Below are 15760 nucleotides of genomic sequence, written 5' to 3' on the forward strand. Positions count from 1 at the left end.
GCGCTTTAGCCCTTTGTTTGAGCATGATCTTTTCGGAAGACCGCTTCGCACTTTTCCGAATCATGCTTTAGCTGGCCATCGCCTTCTCGACGGCGGCCGGCTTGAAGCCGTTTCTCAACTCGAGGATCTTGGCCGCGATTTCGGTCACCGGGACCGGATGACTGAACAGGAATCCCTGCGCCTCGTTGCAGCCCTCGGCCCGCATGTGATCGAGTTGCTCGACGGTCTCGATACCCTCGGCGATCGTGGTCATGCCCAGGCTTCTGCCAAGGCTGATGACGGCACGGACGATCGATTTCGATCCATGGGTCGCGGTCGCGTCGCGCACGAAGGACTTGTCGATCTTGAGCTTGTCGAACGGGAAGCTGCGCAGATAGCTCAGCGAGGAATAGCCGGTCCCGAAATCGTCAAGCGCGATGCGCACCCCCTGCGCCTTCAGCTTGTGCAGCGTTGCCAGCGTCTCGTTGCTGTTCGCGAGGAAGACCGATTCGGTGATTTCGAGCTCCAGCCGGCGCGGCGACAACTTTGACGCCGCGAGCGCGTTGACAACGACGTCGATGAAATCGGGGTCGCGAAACTGGACCGCGGAGACGTTGACCGCGAGCTTCATCTCGCCGGGCCAGGTGACGGCCTGCTCGCAGGCCCGATTGAGCACCCATTCGCCCAGCGGGCCGATCAGGCCGATCTCTTCCGCGATCGGGATGAACTGGTCCGGCGGCACCAGCCCACGCTTGGGATGATGCCAGCGCAGCAGCGCCTCGAAGCCGCAGATGCGGTCGAGGTGGAGATCGTAGAGCGGCTGGTAGAATAGCGAGAACTCGTCCTTGGCCATCGCCTCGCGAAGGTCGAGCTCGATCGCCCGGCGCCGCTGCAGGCTGGCGTCCATCGCAGGCTCGAAGAAGCGCCAGGTGCCGCGGCCCTCCATCTTTGCGCGATACAGGGCGACGTCGGCGTTCTTCAAGAGCTTCTCGCCGGTGGCGCCGTCGCCCGGCGACATCGAGATGCCGACGCTGCATCCGACCACGACGCGGTGCCCGTTCAGCTCGTACGGTGCGCCGACGCATTCCACGATCCGGCGCGCGAGGCGTTCGGCCTCGTCGCCGCCCTGGACGCCGCACTGGATCACCGCGAACTCGTCGCCGCCGAGACGCGCGACGGTGTCGACCTCACGGACGCAGGCGTTGAGCCGGTCCGCAACCGCGCACAGCAGTTCGTCGCCAACCGGATGGCCGAGCGTATCGTTGACCTGCTTGAAATTGTCGAGGTCGAGGCAGAACACCGCAAAGCCGAGTCCGCGGCCGACCTGGGCGACCGCGAGCTCGATCCGTTCGGCCAGCAGGGTCCGGTTAGGCAGCTTGGTCAAGGCATCGTGCCGGGCCATGAACGCGATCTGCGACTCGGCGCGCTGCTGCTCGGTGACGTCCTCGCAGGTGACCAGCCAGCCGCCATCGGTCGTCGGCCGTTGCGCGATGGCAATGATCCGCCCGTCGGTGAGATGCTGTAGATAATTGCCCTCGTGCTGGGCCATCGATCGTTCGCGCTCGGCGAGCAGGTCGGCGACGGTCCGGTCGCCATGATTGCCGGCGGCGATGCTCAGGTCGAGCACGTCCTCCATGGTCATTCCGGGAACGACGAGCTCCGGCGAAATATCGAAGATTTCGCAGAACCGGCGGTTGGCGACCTGTAGCCGCGCCTCGCTGTTGTAGAGGCACAGGCCCTGCGACATATGCGTGAGCGCCGCATCGAGCCGCAGATTGGTTTCATGCAGCTCGGCCTTCTGCTGCTTCAGCGCGGAGATGTCGCTGTAGACCAGGACGACACCGCCCTCCTGGGTCTCGCTGCGGCTGACGCGCAGCCAGCGTCCGTCCGACAGCTGGGCCTCACTCGCAAAGCCGTTGATGTCGCCGTCGGCCGGCGCGAGCCGGGGCGCTTCGACCGACTGCAACAGCTGCGGCGAGAGGCGGATGAACTCGCTGGCGCGCGAATTGGCCAGCGCGATCTGGCCGTCGGCATCGAGCAGCACGACGCCTTCGCGCGATGTTTCCAGCGCATCCGACAACCGCGCCTGCGCCGAGCGGCGTTGCGAGACTTCCTGATCGACCATCCGGCGGATGTTGTCGCGCATGGTTTCCATGGCGGTCAGCAGCGTGCCCAATTCGTCGGTGCCGCCCTTGGGGACGGTCGCATCGAGGTCACCGGCGGCGATGCTGCGCGCGGCCCTGGAGGCGATGGCGACAGGGCCGATGATCCGGCGCGCCAGCAGCCAAGAGAACAGCGCCGACAGGAACAGTGCGACGGTCAGCCCGGCGACATTGAGCTGCAGGTCCCGCTTGATCGTCGAGAGCGCCTTTTGCCGGAATAGAAAGCCGTCGCCGGCCGTATAATTGACCAACAGCTCGACCTGCTGGCTGACGATCTTGGAGTAGCGATCGATGTCGTCGACCATCGTACCCGATGCCTGCGGATCAGCCGCCGGCTGTCCGTCGCGCGAGGACCCGATCGCCCGGCGATGCAGCGCCATCCAGGCGTCGGCGGCCTCCTGGACCTTGGCGGCGGCCTGCGCGGCCCGCGTGGACTGCGAGCGGTCGGCCGCGATCGTCAAATCCTCCGAGAGGGTCTTTGCGAGTTTTTCAATCTGGCTGTCGAGATTGGCGCGGACCTCCGGATCCGCGGTCAGCAACCGCTGCGACGAGGCGACCCTCATCGAGGCGAAGTCTGCGCCGGCGGCGCGGGCGTAATTGATCGACATCAGGGATTCGTCGAACGTCTTCGCCACCAGATCGCCGGCGTGGCGGATGCCGAGGATGGAATATCCGCCGAGCGCGACCGCAATGGCGCTCATCGCAAGGCAAAAAATCAGGATCTGGGTCCGGATCGACCCCGCCGTCAGGGCAAGACGCGAGAGCCGGCCGGTCGCGAACCGGAAAGCCGCACCGCTCTTCACTCTGAGATTGCCAAATAGGCTATCCATGCCCGCGTTTCGCCGTGTGCTCGATACTCAAGCTACGCAGAAACGCGCAGCGCTGCGGAAAAATGACTGTCTGCTCAAAATTGCTTTAGTAGTGACTGCAACTCATGCTGAAATCGTTAAGATCAGCTGGCGATAATCGGCCATACAGGTAATCCGGGACGCACCAATTGCAGCCTAGAGTAAACCGGTATTGGAGTTCCAAGCGGGGGTCTCATGCAGTCAGGCTTGTTGCGCGCCCTGCGCCTCGGTCAGATCGGCCGCGTGCCGATGGTGGTCGCGATGGTCACGGGGGCGCTTGCCGGAGCCGCTCTGGGTGCGGCTCCCCATGTCATTTCGCAGAAGGATCGTGAATTCAAACCCGCGGAGATCTCGATCAAGCGCGGCGAGGTTTTACGGTTCATTAACGATGACGGCGAGCTGCTTCATCACGCTTATTTGAGCAGCGATACGTTCAGTTTCGACTCCGGCGACCAGCAGCCGGGCAGCAAGTTCGACGTCACCTTCTCGGTACCGGGCGACTACACCGTGCTGTGCGGCATTCATCCGAAGATGAAGCTCGCCGTCCACGTCGATAAATAGCGTTTGCGGATGATCTACAGGATCGTCGTCTTGAACAGCGCGGCGTGGCCGAAATAGTAGACGAATAATGTCAGCGTCAGCGCGGCACAGAGTGCGACCGGGGCAAGCCACGGCGCGCGACGATCGCGCAGCAACACCTTGTTGTCGGCGACGATCGCAAGCAGCACGGCGATGATCGCCGAGTGTCCGATCGTGTCGATCTTGCCGAACTCGAAGCACGCACTGATGAACATCCCCGTCAGCACGGCGGCAGCGCAGCGCCGGATCAGCGGCGTCCAGATCAAGGCAAAGGCCAGCGTGAACTCCACCATGCCCGCAGCACGCATGTAGAACTCATTGTCGAAGCCCAGCGTCATCGAGGCGTGCTCGATCAGGAGCGGGAAGCTCCATTCCGGATAGGCCCATTTCTCGATCGAGGCCCACATCAACGTCACCGCCGCGGCGTACCGCATCACGTCGATCGGCCGGATGCCGAACAGATCCTTGTTCAGCCCTATCAGCGCAAAATAGGCGGCAACGCCGAGGAAAATCGGGTAGTCGGCGAGATGGAAGACCCCGTAGCCGCGGACGCCGATCCCGAACAGGATCGCCATCCCCACGGCCGACAGCGGCAGCGTGCGCCGCGACAGCATCCCGGCGGCGATCGCAAGCTGCAGCGCGCCCACATAGGGCGACGACGTCTTCAACTCGGGCGTCAGCAGGATCCCGCCCACGGCCCAGATCGAGATGAAGAAGAACGCGGCCACCGCGCGCATCATCGTTTCGGTGTGCAGCCGCAGTCCCGCGGTGACGCGGTCCAGCGCGCGGATCGTCACATCCCCCAGTGACGTCGGCTCGATCAGGCAGCCTGCGAACAGCCAGAATACGGCGACGCCGAGCAACAGTTCAAAATCAAGGCAAAGGACGTTCTCGAGTCCGCGGGGCTGGCCGGCGACATCGTAAGCGCAGAACCATTTGACATGTGCCTCGGCACTGCGCGCGGCTACGACGCAAAACAAAACCGCTGCAAGGCTCGTGGCGAAAAAGGAGCGTACAGCCGAGCCGGCATTGCGCTCCCGACCACTAAACATTGAACCAACCGCCCACACACACTTAAGGACTTGTTTAACTTATATCAAATTTTACGCTTCCGCCTGCCTGCAACAGCCCTCGGTTGCATTGTGGTTAATCATGGGAGCGCGGGTTCCAGCCTGTTCCCTGGTGCGGCGAATCCGGCTGGTTCGGTCGAATTTTAGCTAATTCCGGCACGGGAGCTCAATTCAACTGTCGTAGTGAAACCCGGACAGATCGGATCGGGAGGCCGGTTAAATGTTCGGAGTGTTGAGTGTCGTCAGTATCGGGGTGGGGTCCGCCCTCGCCTATGTGACGAAATCGTCCCCGTCGCGCACGGAAATGCTCGAGACCTGCGCCGGTGCGTTCCTCATCGTCGGGCTTGGGCTCCTGGGCGCCGCCCTGCCCCATCTCGCCTGACGAGCCCTCTTGGCCGGCCTTCGGCCACGCTCAGCGCGGCAGCTTGGGAATCCCCGCCACCGGCGGGTTCGTGGCGGTCAGGGTTTGCAGGAAGGCGATCAGGTTCTTTTTCTCGTCCGCCGTCAGGGACAGCGGCTTGATATCGGGTGATCGGCTCGGCCGTTCGATCCCGCCTCTGTTGTAGAGCTCGATGACATCTTCCAGCGTCGCGACCGATCCGTCGTGCATGTAGGGCGCCCGGCGCGCGACATCGCGCAAGGTCGGGGTCTTGAACGCATATTTCAGCTTCACCGAAGTCGGAAAGTAGCGGCCGCGGCCGATGTCGTGGCCCTTGGCGGTGCCGATATCCTGGAAGGATCCGTCGGAAAAGGACGGGCCGCTGTGGCAGGACGAACAACGTCCCTTGCCATTGAAGAGCTCGAAGCCCTGCTTGGCAGATGCGCTGATCGCGCTCTCATCACCCTTGATCCAGCGGTCGAACGGCGCCTCGCCGGCCACGATGGAGCGCTCGAAGGTCGCAAGCGACTGCTCGATCCTCGGCCGCGTGATCGCGCCGTCGCCGAACGCGCGGGCAAACGCATCGACATAGCCGGGGATCGCCGACAGACGCGCGATCAATTCCGGCTCGGTCATGTTCAGGTTCATCGGACTGAGGATCGGCCCGAACGCGACGGATTCGAGATCCCTGAACTTGCCGTCCCATCCCAGCGGCTCGAAGAAGGCCACGTCGATCAGCGTCGGCGAGCGGATCGGCAGCCCCTTCGGATCCTCGCCGATGGCGCGCGGAAGACCGTCGGCCCAGGACAGGCTCGGCTTGTGGCAGCTCGCACAGGCGTGCGTCTTCGACCGCGACAGCAGCGGATCGAAGAACAGCATCTGCCCAAGCGCGGATTTCGTCTCCGAATAGGGATTGCTGCTCGGGAAGGGAACGACGTCCGGCCGGCGATAGCTTGCACGAATTGCCGCAGGGTCGCGCGGCTCCGTCGCCGGGGTCAGGGCGAGCGACAGCCCGACCGGCAATATTGCTGCAAGCAAGGTCAGGCTGACCCAAAGCCTCATCGGGGTCCTCAGACGGTATCCTGCTCGGTATATGCCGAAGCATGTTCAACGAAGTTTTAACGGTGCGTTGCGGGTTATTACGGATGTCGCGCCAGGTCCCGGAGCGTTGCCGGCGTATTCCCATCAACGTGATTACGATCAATCCGTGCATCGACGGAGCGGCACAACCTGAGGCGGCCGCGCGCGGCTACTTCTTCGCCGGCCGCAGCGGCGCGGAGAACTGCTCGGTGCGGTCGCGCTCGGTCATGTCGACGACGGTGTCCATCGGCGCGGTCAGCTCGTAGACGTAGGACACGTCGGTGAAGTAGCGCTTCGCGGTGCCGCCGAGCGCTTCCGGCGCGACGCGGTCGAGCAGGATCAGGCCGAAGTCGCTGTCCGCCCGCCGTGTCGCCTGGCTGGTGTTGAACTCTTCCCAGCGGAAATGGAACACCGCCTCCGCATCCTCGCCGACCACCTCCCAATTGGCGACGATATGCGGATGCTTGCCGACCAGCGACAGGCCCTCGTCGGAATGCGAGGCGAGCTCGAAGAACAGCAGCGACAGCGATTGCGCGGCACGGGCGCTGACGGTGATGTCGGGACCGTTCACCGCGATCCGGTCGGCATGCGGGATCGCGCGCGCTTCGAACAGGCCCTTCAGCTTGACGCCCTGCCACTGGCTCTCGCTGAGCAGCGTGACGACGTTCGACATCGCATGGATGCGGCCGATCAGAAGCTCGCGCGCGACGTCGATGTCGGCACCGTGCCGCAGCGTGCGGGTCACGATCGACTGGATCACCGCGAGGATGTTCTTGACCCGGTGGTTGAGCTCGTCGATCACGGCGGTCAGCCGGCGCTCGAAGCCGATCCGAACCTCGATCTCGCGGCTGAGACGCAAATTGTTGTAGGCGACATAGCCGAACAGGCCGCAGACGATGCCGGTCAGCGCGAGGCCGATCGCCGCGACGATGGTCGCGGTCTGCTGCGCCCGCACCGTGGCGTTGCTCTTGGCGTAATAGTCGAGCGACCAGTCACGGCCGCCGAAGGTGACCGTGCGGACCATCGATGGCGTCGGACCGTCCTGGCGCACCGCGCGCGAGGTCACGATGCCCTGCTCATTGGCGGTGAACTCGTCGTTGGAATCGCGCGGATCCTTCAGCGCCACCGCGAACAGCGAGGAATCATCGTTGGTCAGCATCAGCGACGACAGTTCATAGGAGAACGTGATGAAGCCGGCCGGCTCGGACGCCCCCTCCTGGAACACCGGCGCGGCGAGCACGACCCCGACCGGGCCGTTCAGCCGCAGCAGCGGTATCGGGTCCGAGGCCACCGGCTTGGCGTTGGCCATCGCCTTCATCAGCATCGGGCCGACCACGGAATGACGGTCGAAGGCGCGGCCCGGGATGCTCAGGGTCTCCGGATTGCGCGGTTCGACGTCCATCAGCACATTGATCGGCTTGTCGAGCGCCTTGATGTCGAGCGCCTGGTCGTCGAAATCGCGGATCGAGGGATTGGTGAAGCCGGCGGCCTTCAGCTCCGCCTCGGCCGCCGAGAGCTCGTTCGGCTTGAGCCGCGCGATCCAGGCGGCGACGACGAAATCGGTCTTGAAGGCGTAGATCGCCGAGCGCAGCGGCTGCAGCATGTTGGCCTTGACCATCGACGGCGTCCGGAACAGGCCCGAGGCCACCCGCGCCAGCAGCTCGCGCTCGGTCAGGCGGTCCTGCACCAGGCTGGCATGGACGTCGATCGCCCGCGCCAGCGCGATGCCATCGATCGCGAGCTCCTGGTCGTGTACCCGATAGGCAGCAAGACCGGAGAGCAGGACTCCGATCAGCGCAATCAAGGCAACGATGAAGCCCAGTCGAACCACACGCTTACTCGGCAATCAGGGGGTGGCGAAAGGGGACTGAAGACATCTGGCTTCTGCGGGGGCGGCGACAATTCAGGATGCGAAGAACGCCAGCCGCAAAGGAATATGGAATAGCGATCATCGGTACGCAACAGGAGCCGGTCGGCAACATTAACGACGACGCCACCCGGCGGTCTTTGGCGGCGCCAGAGGTTGCTAATCGCCCAAGTTGGAAATTGTTCCGGCGATTGCGCAGCTTTTTTGCGGCGGGCCGACATCCAGCCAAGTGCCTCACCGTCATCCTGAGGAGCGCGCAGCGCGTCTCGAAGGATGAACGGCCCGGCTGGTGGTCGCCGTGCACCCTTCGAGGCTCGCTCCGCTCGCACCTCAGGGTGACGGGGAGACAGCCGGAGGCCCGCCACAATGATTAACGGCTAGCTCGCCTTCGCCCCGGCCTTGCCCGCCTTCCCTGCCGCCGATGGCCGCAGGCCACCCTTGGTCTCGATGAAGCTGATGATACGGTCGAGGCCGTCGCTCTTCTTCAGATTGGTCATCACGAAGGGCCGCTCGCCGCGCATCCGCCTGGCGTCGGTGTCCATCTTCTCGAGCGACGCACCGACATGGGGCGCGAGGTCGATCTTGTTGATCACCAGCAGGTCGGACCGCGTGATGCCGGGGCCGCCCTTGGAGGGAATCTTGTCGCCGGCGGCGACGTCGATGACGTAGATCGTGAGATCCGCCAATTCCGGCGAGAAGGTCGCGGCCAGATTGTCGCCGCCGGATTCGATCAGGACCAGATCGAGATCGGGGAATTTGGCTCGCATGTCGGCGACCGCGGCGAGGTTCATCGAGGCGTCCTCGCGGATCGCGGTGTGCGGGCAACCGCCGGTCTCGACGCCGGCGATGCGGTCCGGCGTCAGCGAGCCGGACCGCACCAGAAACTCGGCGTCCCATTTGGTGTAGATGTCATTGGTGATCGCCGCGATGTCGTAGCGCTCGCGCATCGACTTGCAGAGCAGGTCCATCAGCGCGGTCTTGCCGGAGCCGACCGGACCGCCGACGCCGACCCGCAGCGGGCCGTGAGAAGTGGGCATGTGAGAAGGCCTCTCTTATTGTCGTCCCTGCGAAAGCAGGGACCCATAACCACCGAATTCGATTGTTGCGACGCGCTGGGGCCCCAGCCCCGCATAACCACACAAGCCTGTGGTTATGGGTCCCCGCTTTCGCGGGGACGACAGCTGGGGAGAGCTGCGCCTCATGACCGGAACAGCCGAGTATACTGCGTCTCGTGACGCAGGCTGGCGAGGTCGGCCCGAAACGTCGCGCTGCCGAGATCGTCGAGCGAGGCGGCATTGGCCCGCGCTGCGGTCGCGGCAACGACCGGCTCGAGATCGGCCAGCACGCGCTGGCTGTCGGTCTGCCCGAGCGGGATCAGCCGGCTGCCTGCAGAAATCCAGTTCGAGACCACGGCATGCAGGAAGGCGTGCAGCGACGGCGCCAGGTGGATGCCGTGCGCGGCGCTGACGATGCCGACCGCGACCGGATAGACGATCGGCCCGTCACAGGCCGCGACCATCGCGTCGAGACCGGGTGAATTCCAGGCGGCGCGGGCGATCTCGATGAAGGCGCGCCCCTGCGTCGTGGTCTCGAGCTGGCGCTCTCGTGACGGCACGAAGGCCGCAGCGAGTTCGGCGATCGCCTTCAGCCCGGCAGGATCAGGCTCCGACGCCGCGCGAAAACTCTGCGCCAAAAAGACCGCGTCACAAAATCCGCTGCCGTCGCTGAGCATCGCGGCCAGCCAGCCACGCAAGGATGCGGCATCGGCGATGTCGCCGGCCTCGACCGCCCATTCGATTCCGCTGGAATAGGCGAACGCGCCCACCGGAAAGGACGGCGACAGCCACGTCATCAGCCGGTACAGCGCGGCCGCCTCGTCCTCCGCCATCCCGCCGCGTACCGCGGCGGGATCAGGCTCATTTGTGGTCATGAGCATGGGAGTGGTCATGGTGATGATGGGCATGCTCGCAATGCTCATCATGGTGGTGGTGATCGTGGCCATGATCATGGTCATGCCCGTGATCATGGTGATGACCATGATCTTGCGCATGGCTATGGGCGTGATCGTGGCCGGCATGAGCATGCGCCTCGGCATGCGCATGCTCGGCATAGGCGCCGCCCTCGGGATCGAACGGCGCCTCGATTTCGATGACGCGCGCCCCTAACCCCTTCACCATCGTCTCGATCACGTGATCCCTGCGGATGCGCAGGCCCTTCGGCATGATCTGCGTCGGCAGATGGCGATTGCCGAGATGCCAGGCGACGCGGATCAGGTGATGCGGATCGCTGCCGCGGATTTCCGCGAGCGGCTCGGGAGCTGCGACCACCTCGACGAGGCGGCCGTCCTCCAGCACCAGCGCATCGCCGCCGCGCAACGCGACCGCGTTCTCGAGATCAAGCAGGAATTCGAGACCGCGCGTTCCGGTCATCGCCATCCGCCGCCGGTGCCGGTCGTCGAAATCGAGCACGACAGTGTCGGCTGCGGCTTCCTTGAAGCGATGCTGTCCCAGAACCTTGGTTGCGCGGATCATCGATGCCTCAGAGCTTCTGAACCTTGCCGTCGCTGATGATCTCGATCACCGTCGGCCCGGTCTTCATGTCGGCGGAATATTCGCGCCACACCTTCATGTGCGGCGCCTTGCTGTGCGCAGTCAGGTCATCGCGGGTTTCCCAGCGCTCGACCACGACATACAGATTGGGATCATTGACGCTGACATGGCCCTCATAGGAGAGGCAGCCCTTCTCCTTGTGGGTCTCGACGATGCAGGCCTTGTGTCCCTTGATGAAGGCGTCCTTGTTCTCCGGCTTCATCGGTGTGGTCGCGATGACGTAAATCATGATGTTTCTCCGTTCTTGTTCTTATTATCGGACGTCGACCTTCTCGGGCGTGATCACCTCGATCTTCGGCGGCGCGGACATGCACTTCACCGCGACCCGGCCGAAGGTCTTCATGTGCTCGGCGGTGCGATGCGGCACCAGGGCGTCGGCATTTTCCCACTGCTCGACGAACACCATCTTGGCGTGATCGGTGACGCTCTCATGCAGATCGTAGGCGATGTTGCCGGGCTCCTTGCGGGTTTCCTTGATGCAGGCCGTCGCCGCAGCGATGAATTCGGCGCGGGTCTCGGGCTTGATGGTCAGCGTGGCAACGACGTAAATCACGGAAATTCCTCCCGGTTTTCTTTTCTGGTTGAGTCTTGTCTTGGCGCGTTTTCTTTCCGCGAGCCGGAAATCCACTTCGCTCGAAAACGCTCAGGTTACCGGGGTGGGTTTTAGAACATAAAATAGCGCTGTGCCATGGGCAGCACCTCGGCCGGCGCGCAGGTCAGCAGCTCGCCGTCTGCACGGACCTCATAGGTCTCCGGATCGACCTCGATCTTGGGCGTCGCGTCGTTGTGGATCATGCTCTTCTTGGAGATTTTTCCGCGGGTGTTCTGCACCGCGTAGAGCTTTTTGCTGATCCCGAGCTTGCGGGCGAGGCCGCCTGTGACCGCGGCCTTCGAGGTGAACACGACGGAGGATGCGGTCAGCGACTTGCCGAAGGCGGCGAACATCGGCTGGTAATGCACCGGCTGCGGCGTCGGGATCGAGGCATTGGGATCGCCCATGGGAGCTGCCACGATCGAGCCGCCCTTGATGATGCAGTCCGGCTTGACGCCGAAGAATGCCGGCGACCACAGCACGAGGTCGGCCATCTTGCCCTTCTCGACCGAGCCGATCAGCTTCGACACGCCATGCGCGATCGCCGGGTTGATGGTGTATTTGGCGATGTAGCGCTTGACGCGGAAATTGTCGTTGTCGTTGCCCTTGTCCTGCGGCAGGGAGCCACGCTGCTTCTTCATTTTGTCCGCGGTCTGCCAGGTGCGGATGATCACCTCGCCGAGCCGGCCCATCGCCTGCGAGTCCGACGACATCATCGAGAGCGCGCCGAGATCGTGCAGGATGTCTTCGGCCGCGATGGTCTCCTTGCGGATCCGGCTTTCGGCGAAGGCCAGGTCTTCGGCGATCGAAGGATCGAGGTGATGGCACACCATCAGCATGTCCAGATGCTCATCGATGGTGTTGCGGGTGAACGGCCTGGTCGGATTGGTCGAGGACGGAAGCACGTTCTTCAGGCCGGCGATTTTAATGATGTCCGGCGCGTGGCCGCCACCAGCGCCTTCGGTGTGGAAGGCATGGATGGTGCGGCCCTTGAACGCCTTCACAGTGTCTTCGACGAAGCCAGATTCGTTCAGCGTGTCCGAATGCAGCATGACCTGGACGTCGTAATCGTCAGCCACTGACAGGCAGGTGTCAATTGCCGACGGCGTGGTGCCCCAATCCTCGTGCAGCTTCAGCGCGCAGGCACCCGCCTTGATCATCTCGACCAGCGCCGCCGGGCGCGAGGCGTTGCCTTTGCCCGAGATGCCGAGGTTGACCGGGAAAGCGTCGAACGACTGGATCATCCGTCCCATGTGCCACGGGCCGGGCGTGCAGGTGGTGGCGAAGGTGCCGTGCGACGGGCCGGTGCCGCCGCCCAGCATCGAGGTGACGCCCGCCATCAGCGCGTGCTCGATCTGCTGCGGGCAGATGAAATGGATGTGGCTGTCGAAACCGCCGGCGGTGAGGATCTTGCCCTCGCCCGCGATCACATCGGTGCCGGGGCCGATCACGATGGTGACGTTGGGCTGGATGTCGGGATTGCCGGCCTTGCCGATCGCGGCGATCATGCCTTCCTTGATCGCGACGTCGGCCTTGACGATGCCCCAGTGATCGACGATCAGCGCGTTGGTGATGACGGTGTCGGCCGCGCCCTGCGCGTTGGTCACCTGCGATTGCCCCATGCCGTCGCGGATCACCTTGCCGCCGCCGAACTTCACCTCCTCGCCATAGGTGGTGAGATCCTTCTCGACCTCGATGATCAGATCAGTGTCGGCGAGCCGCACCTTGTCGCCGGTGGTCGGGCCGAACATGTCGGCATAGACGGAACGTTTGATCTTCACGGACATATCAGCCCCCAGTTTCAGCCAGCTCGGCCTTGGCGCGCGCAACGGTGTCATCGAAAATGCGATCGAGCCGCGGATTAATGCCCCGGCAACCGGCAACGACCTTCTCGGCCCAGGCAGCGTAATCGGCGAGATCGTCGCGCTCATCCTTGCTCGGATGCGGCACGATCCGGGCGCCGATATTGCTGACCTTGTCGGCGGTCTTGATCAGTTTTGCGTCGGGCGATTTGTGTGGAGCGTCCTCGATCTGCCTGTGGCGGCGGACCGACTTCGGCAAACTCATGTCGTCGGTGCATTCGACGACGAGATCGGCAACGCGCGCGCTGAACTTCTCGGCGAGCTCCTCGCGCGTAGTCTCGGTATCCTCGATGGTGTCGTGCAGCCACCCGGCGGCGACCAGCTCGGCATCGGCGCCATCGGTCACCTGCGCGAGCAGGTTCGCAACCTCGGCGAGATGGTTGATGTAAGGCTCACTCCCCCGCCCCTTGCGCGCCATGCCGTTGTGACGGTGTGCGGCGAGCTCGGCGGCTTCGGAGACAAGGCGGAGTGCGGGAAGCATCGGGCCTACAGCTTCCCCTTCACCTCGGCGCGGAAGCCGTGGATCACGCGCTTGCCGGCTAACGCGACCAGCTGGACGTCGCGGGTCTGGCCGGGTTCGAAGCGGACGGCGGTGCCGGCGGCGATGTCGAGGCGCATGCCGCGGGCTTTCTTGCGGTCGAATTTCAGTGCCGGGTTGGTTTCGAAGAAATGATAGTGCGAGCCGACCTGGATCGGACGGTCGCCGGTGTTGGCGACCGACAGCGTCACGGTCTTGCGGCCGGCATTGAGCTCGATCTCGCCGTCCTTGATGAAGAGTTCGCCGGGGATCATGTCGCGCTCCTATCGGATCGGCTCGTGCACGGTGACGAGCTTCGTGCCGTCGGGGAATGTCGCCTCGACCTGGATGTCGTGGATCATCTCCGGAATGCCATCCATCACCTGCGCGCGGGTCAGCACCTTGGCGCCCGCCTGCATCAGCTCGGCGACTGTGCGGCCGTCGCGCGCGCCCTCGACGATGAAATCGGTGATCAGCGCGATCGCCTCGGGGTGGTTCAGCTTGACGCCGCGCTCGAGCCGGCGGCGCGCCACCATGGCGGCCATCGAAACCAGGAGCTTGTCCTTTTCGCGGGGAGACAAATTCATGCGAGCACTCTGAAAGCGTTGAAAGGATTAGTTGAGCCACAGGCCTTTAGTTAAGCCAGAGTCTTGGCAGCGGGACGACGGAGGCGCGGCCGAGCACCGCCATCATGTCGGCGCGCAGCCGGGCCGCATCTTGGGCACAGAAGCGCACCATTGCAAAGCCATTCCAGGCGGAGATGCCGACTTCACCGCCGAAGCTGTCCGACGCCTCGCGGATGCGTTCGACCAGCGCCTCATCGCCCGGTACGATCAGCGCCGTGCCGATCGCGATGCCACCACCCGCGATCGCGGGCCTCGCAAGCTTCTCGCCGATCTCGCCGTCGAGCCTGATGGTCTCGGCAAACACCAGCCTGCCGCCGCGCCGCATCCGCCAGCGGTCGACGAACTCGCCATGGCGCATGGTCTCGCCCATCGCGGCGCGGCCGAACACCACGATCTCGCAGAGCAGCAGCGAGGCGCTTTCGGCGAGCTCGATGTCGAAGGTGCGGTGGATGCGCGCGCGGTCGAACAGTATGGTTTCCTGCGGCAGCCAGGAGAGGTGCGCGCCGTCGGCGACCTTCAGTGCGATGTCGAGCCGCGCGGCGGCGCCGGGCGCCCGATAGATCTTCTCAGCGGCTGCCGTGGTCAGCGTCAGACGGGTCCCCTCACCGGCCGAGATCGCAACCTCGAAGCGGTCGCCGCCGGCAATCCCGCCGGCGGTGTTGACGAACATGGCAGAGAGGCCATCGTCCTCCGGCGACGGAAAGCGGACGCGCAAAGAGCCGGACTCATGCAGGTCACCGCGGCGGGTCACGCCATCCTTGCGATGCACACCGAACCGGACAGCACCCTGGGCGCGGTTTGCCGCAAACGTCGCCGCTGCCGCGCTTGCGATCCCGCTCCGCATTCCCCCGACGCTCCCTTGCGCACGCCACGGAGGGCGGCGTCACATCCTGTTCACAGCGCCATCTGGCGGCTGATCTCGGCGGGATCGAGGCTTGCGCGGTCGCAGGCATATTTCACCGCACCCCGGTCCATCACGGCAAAACTGTCGCCGAGTTCGCAGGCAAAGTCGAGATATTGTTCGACCAGCACGATGGCGATGCTGCCGAGGTTGCGCAAATAGGAGATGGCGCGGCCGATATCCTTGATGATCGAAGGCTGGATGCCCTCGGTCGGCTCGTCGAGCAGCAGGAGCTTCGGCCGCATCACCAGCGCGCGGCCGATCGCAAGCTGCTGCTGCTGGCCGCCGGAGAGGTCGCCGCCGCGGCGGCCCAGCATGGTCTCCAGCACCGGAAACAGCGAGAACACGTCATCGGGGATGTTGCGGTCCTCGCGCTTCAACGGACCGAAGCCGGTCTTCAGATTCTCTTCCACCGTCAGCAGCGGGAATATCTCGCGGCCCTGCGGCACGAAGCCGATGCCGCGCCGCGCCCGCTCATAGGGCTTCAGCGCGGTGATGTCCTTGCCGTCGAAATTGATCGCGCCGGAGGCGATCGGATACTGGCCGACCATGGCGCGCAGCAGCGAGGTCTTGCCGACGCCGTTGCGGCCCAGCACGCAGGTGACCTTGCCCGGCTCGGCGGTCAGCGAGACGCCGCGCAGTGCCTGCGCAGCGCCGTAATAGAGATTGATGTTGTCGACCTTCAGCAT

At 64.3% G+C, this 15760-nt stretch carries 17 protein-coding genes; 2 read left to right on the top strand and 15 right to left on the bottom strand.

Going from position 1 to position 15760, the window contains the following annotated elements; genetic code table 11:
• Nucleotides 1-67: 67 nt before the first annotated feature.
• Entirely contained in the window at nt 68-2971 is a 2904-nt protein-coding gene (locus JQ616_RS03795; protein ID WP_212012336.1) for an EAL domain-containing protein, read from the bottom strand.
• A gap of 213 nt (nt 2972-3184) precedes the next feature.
• Here JQ616_RS03795 and JQ616_RS03800 point away from each other — a divergent pair, with 213 nt between their 5' ends.
• A complete protein-coding gene (locus JQ616_RS03800; RefSeq protein ID WP_212012337.1) occupies nt 3185-3550 on the top strand; it encodes a methylamine utilization protein in 366 nt (121 codons plus the stop codon).
• 14 nt (nt 3551-3564) lie between these two features.
• Here JQ616_RS03800 and JQ616_RS03805 read toward each other — a convergent pair whose 3' ends face one another.
• Nucleotides 3565-4548: a hypothetical protein gene (locus JQ616_RS03805; protein WP_212012338.1), complete on the bottom strand. Its 984-nt coding sequence runs from the start codon at nt 4546-4548 to the stop codon at nt 3565-3567.
• 310 nt (nt 4549-4858) lie between these two features.
• Here JQ616_RS03805 and JQ616_RS03810 point away from each other — a divergent pair, with 310 nt between their 5' ends.
• Nucleotides 4859-5020, top strand: coding sequence for a hypothetical protein (locus JQ616_RS03810; RefSeq protein ID WP_212012339.1), 162 nt, complete (start codon nt 4859-4861; stop codon nt 5018-5020).
• 30 nt (nt 5021-5050) lie between these two features.
• Here JQ616_RS03810 and JQ616_RS03815 read toward each other — a convergent pair whose 3' ends face one another.
• From JQ616_RS03815 to urtE, 13 genes are all read right to left on the bottom strand, one after another.
• The gene (locus JQ616_RS03815) at nt 5051-6079 is read right to left on the bottom strand and encodes a cytochrome-c peroxidase (RefSeq protein ID WP_212012340.1); all 1029 of its coding nucleotides are present in this window, start codon (nt 6077-6079) and stop codon (nt 5051-5053) included.
• A 187-nt stretch (nt 6080-6266) separates the two neighbouring features.
• On the bottom strand, nt 6267-7928 hold the full coding sequence (locus tag JQ616_RS03820; RefSeq protein ID WP_212012341.1) for a CHASE domain-containing protein: 1662 nt from the start codon (nt 7926-7928) through the stop codon (nt 6267-6269).
• 413 nt (nt 7929-8341) lie between these two features.
• Nucleotides 8342-9001, bottom strand: a complete 660-nt coding sequence (gene ureG / locus JQ616_RS03825) for an urease accessory protein UreG (protein ID WP_212012342.1) — start codon at nt 8999-9001, stop codon at nt 8342-8344.
• 161 nt (nt 9002-9162) lie between these two features.
• Nucleotides 9163-9900, bottom strand: coding sequence for an urease accessory protein UreF (locus JQ616_RS03830; RefSeq protein ID WP_212013133.1), 738 nt, complete (start codon nt 9898-9900; stop codon nt 9163-9165).
• Nucleotides 9881-10495, bottom strand: a complete 615-nt coding sequence (locus JQ616_RS03835; protein WP_212012343.1) for an urease accessory protein UreE — start codon at nt 10493-10495, stop codon at nt 9881-9883. The genes JQ616_RS03830 and JQ616_RS03835 overlap by 20 nt, the downstream gene beginning before the upstream one ends.
• Before the next feature lie 7 nt (nt 10496-10502).
• Nucleotides 10503-10802 (bottom strand): putative quinol monooxygenase, encoded by a 300-nt coding sequence (locus tag JQ616_RS03840; protein WP_212012344.1) that lies wholly within the window; start codon nt 10800-10802, stop codon nt 10503-10505.
• Between the two features lie 24 nt (nt 10803-10826).
• On the bottom strand, nt 10827-11126 hold the full coding sequence (locus JQ616_RS03845; protein ID WP_212012345.1) for a putative quinol monooxygenase: 300 nt from the start codon (nt 11124-11126) through the stop codon (nt 10827-10829).
• A 110-nt stretch (nt 11127-11236) separates the two neighbouring features.
• On the bottom strand, nt 11237-12952 hold the full coding sequence (ureC, locus tag JQ616_RS03850) for an urease subunit alpha (protein ID WP_212012346.1): 1716 nt from the start codon (nt 12950-12952) through the stop codon (nt 11237-11239).
• A gap of 1 nt (nt 12953) precedes the next feature.
• Entirely contained in the window at nt 12954-13508 is a 555-nt protein-coding gene (locus JQ616_RS03855; RefSeq protein ID WP_212012347.1) for an HD domain-containing protein, read from the bottom strand.
• Nucleotides 13509-13513: 5 nt separating this feature from the next.
• Nucleotides 13514-13819, bottom strand: a complete 306-nt coding sequence (locus JQ616_RS03860) for an urease subunit beta (protein WP_016847280.1) — start codon at nt 13817-13819, stop codon at nt 13514-13516.
• Nucleotides 13820-13828: 9 nt separating this feature from the next.
• Nucleotides 13829-14131 carry an urease subunit gamma gene (locus JQ616_RS03865; protein ID WP_050387204.1) on the bottom strand — a complete coding sequence of 101 codons (303 nt, stop codon included), beginning with the start codon at nt 14129-14131 and terminating at the stop codon, nt 13829-13831.
• 46 nt (nt 14132-14177) lie between these two features.
• The gene (locus JQ616_RS03870) at nt 14178-15014 is read right to left on the bottom strand and encodes an urease accessory protein UreD (RefSeq protein WP_212012348.1); all 837 of its coding nucleotides are present in this window, start codon (nt 15012-15014) and stop codon (nt 14178-14180) included.
• A 50-nt stretch (nt 15015-15064) separates the two neighbouring features.
• Nucleotides 15065-15760, bottom strand: coding sequence for an urea ABC transporter ATP-binding subunit UrtE (urtE, locus tag JQ616_RS03875; protein WP_212012349.1), 696 nt, complete (start codon nt 15758-15760; stop codon nt 15065-15067).

The organism is Bradyrhizobium tropiciagri, from assembly GCF_018130545.1.
Taxonomy (GTDB): Bacteria; Pseudomonadota; Alphaproteobacteria; order Rhizobiales; family Xanthobacteraceae; genus Bradyrhizobium; species Bradyrhizobium tropiciagri_A.

Coding starts and splice junctions, on each gene's coding strand:
- JQ616_RS03795 (WP_212012336.1), bottom strand. CDS start 2,971: ATGGATAGCCTATTTGGCAATCTCAGAGTGAAGAGCGGTGCGGCTTTC.
- JQ616_RS03800 (WP_212012337.1), top strand. CDS start 3,185: ATGCAGTCAGGCTTGTTGCGCGCCCTGCGCCTCGGTCAGATCGGCCGC.
- JQ616_RS03810 (WP_212012339.1), top strand. CDS start 4,859: ATGTTCGGAGTGTTGAGTGTCGTCAGTATCGGGGTGGGGTCCGCCCTC.
- JQ616_RS03815 (WP_212012340.1), bottom strand. CDS start 6,079: ATGAGGCTTTGGGTCAGCCTGACCTTGCTTGCAGCAATATTGCCGGTC.
- ureG (WP_212012342.1), bottom strand. CDS start 9,001: ATGCCCACTTCTCACGGCCCGCTGCGGGTCGGCGTCGGCGGTCCGGTC.
- JQ616_RS03830 (WP_212013133.1), bottom strand. CDS start 9,900: ATGCTCATGACCACAAATGAGCCTGATCCCGCCGCGGTACGCGGCGGG.
- JQ616_RS03835 (WP_212012343.1), bottom strand. CDS start 10,495: ATGATCCGCGCAACCAAGGTTCTGGGACAGCATCGCTTCAAGGAAGCC.
- JQ616_RS03840 (WP_212012344.1), bottom strand. CDS start 10,802: ATGATTTACGTCATCGCGACCACACCGATGAAGCCGGAGAACAAGGAC.
- ureC (WP_212012346.1), bottom strand. CDS start 12,952: ATGTCCGTGAAGATCAAACGTTCCGTCTATGCCGACATGTTCGGCCCG.
- JQ616_RS03855 (WP_212012347.1), bottom strand. CDS start 13,508: ATGCTTCCCGCACTCCGCCTTGTCTCCGAAGCCGCCGAGCTCGCCGCA.
- JQ616_RS03860 (WP_016847280.1), bottom strand. CDS start 13,819: ATGATCCCCGGCGAACTCTTCATCAAGGACGGCGAGATCGAGCTCAAT.
- JQ616_RS03865 (WP_050387204.1), bottom strand. CDS start 14,131: ATGAATTTGTCTCCCCGCGAAAAGGACAAGCTCCTGGTTTCGATGGCC.
- JQ616_RS03870 (WP_212012348.1), bottom strand. CDS start 15,014: ATGCGGAGCGGGATCGCAAGCGCGGCAGCGGCGACGTTTGCGGCAAAC.
- urtE (WP_212012349.1), bottom strand. CDS start 15,760: ATGCTGAAGGTCGACAACATCAATCTCTATTACGGCGCTGCGCAGGCA.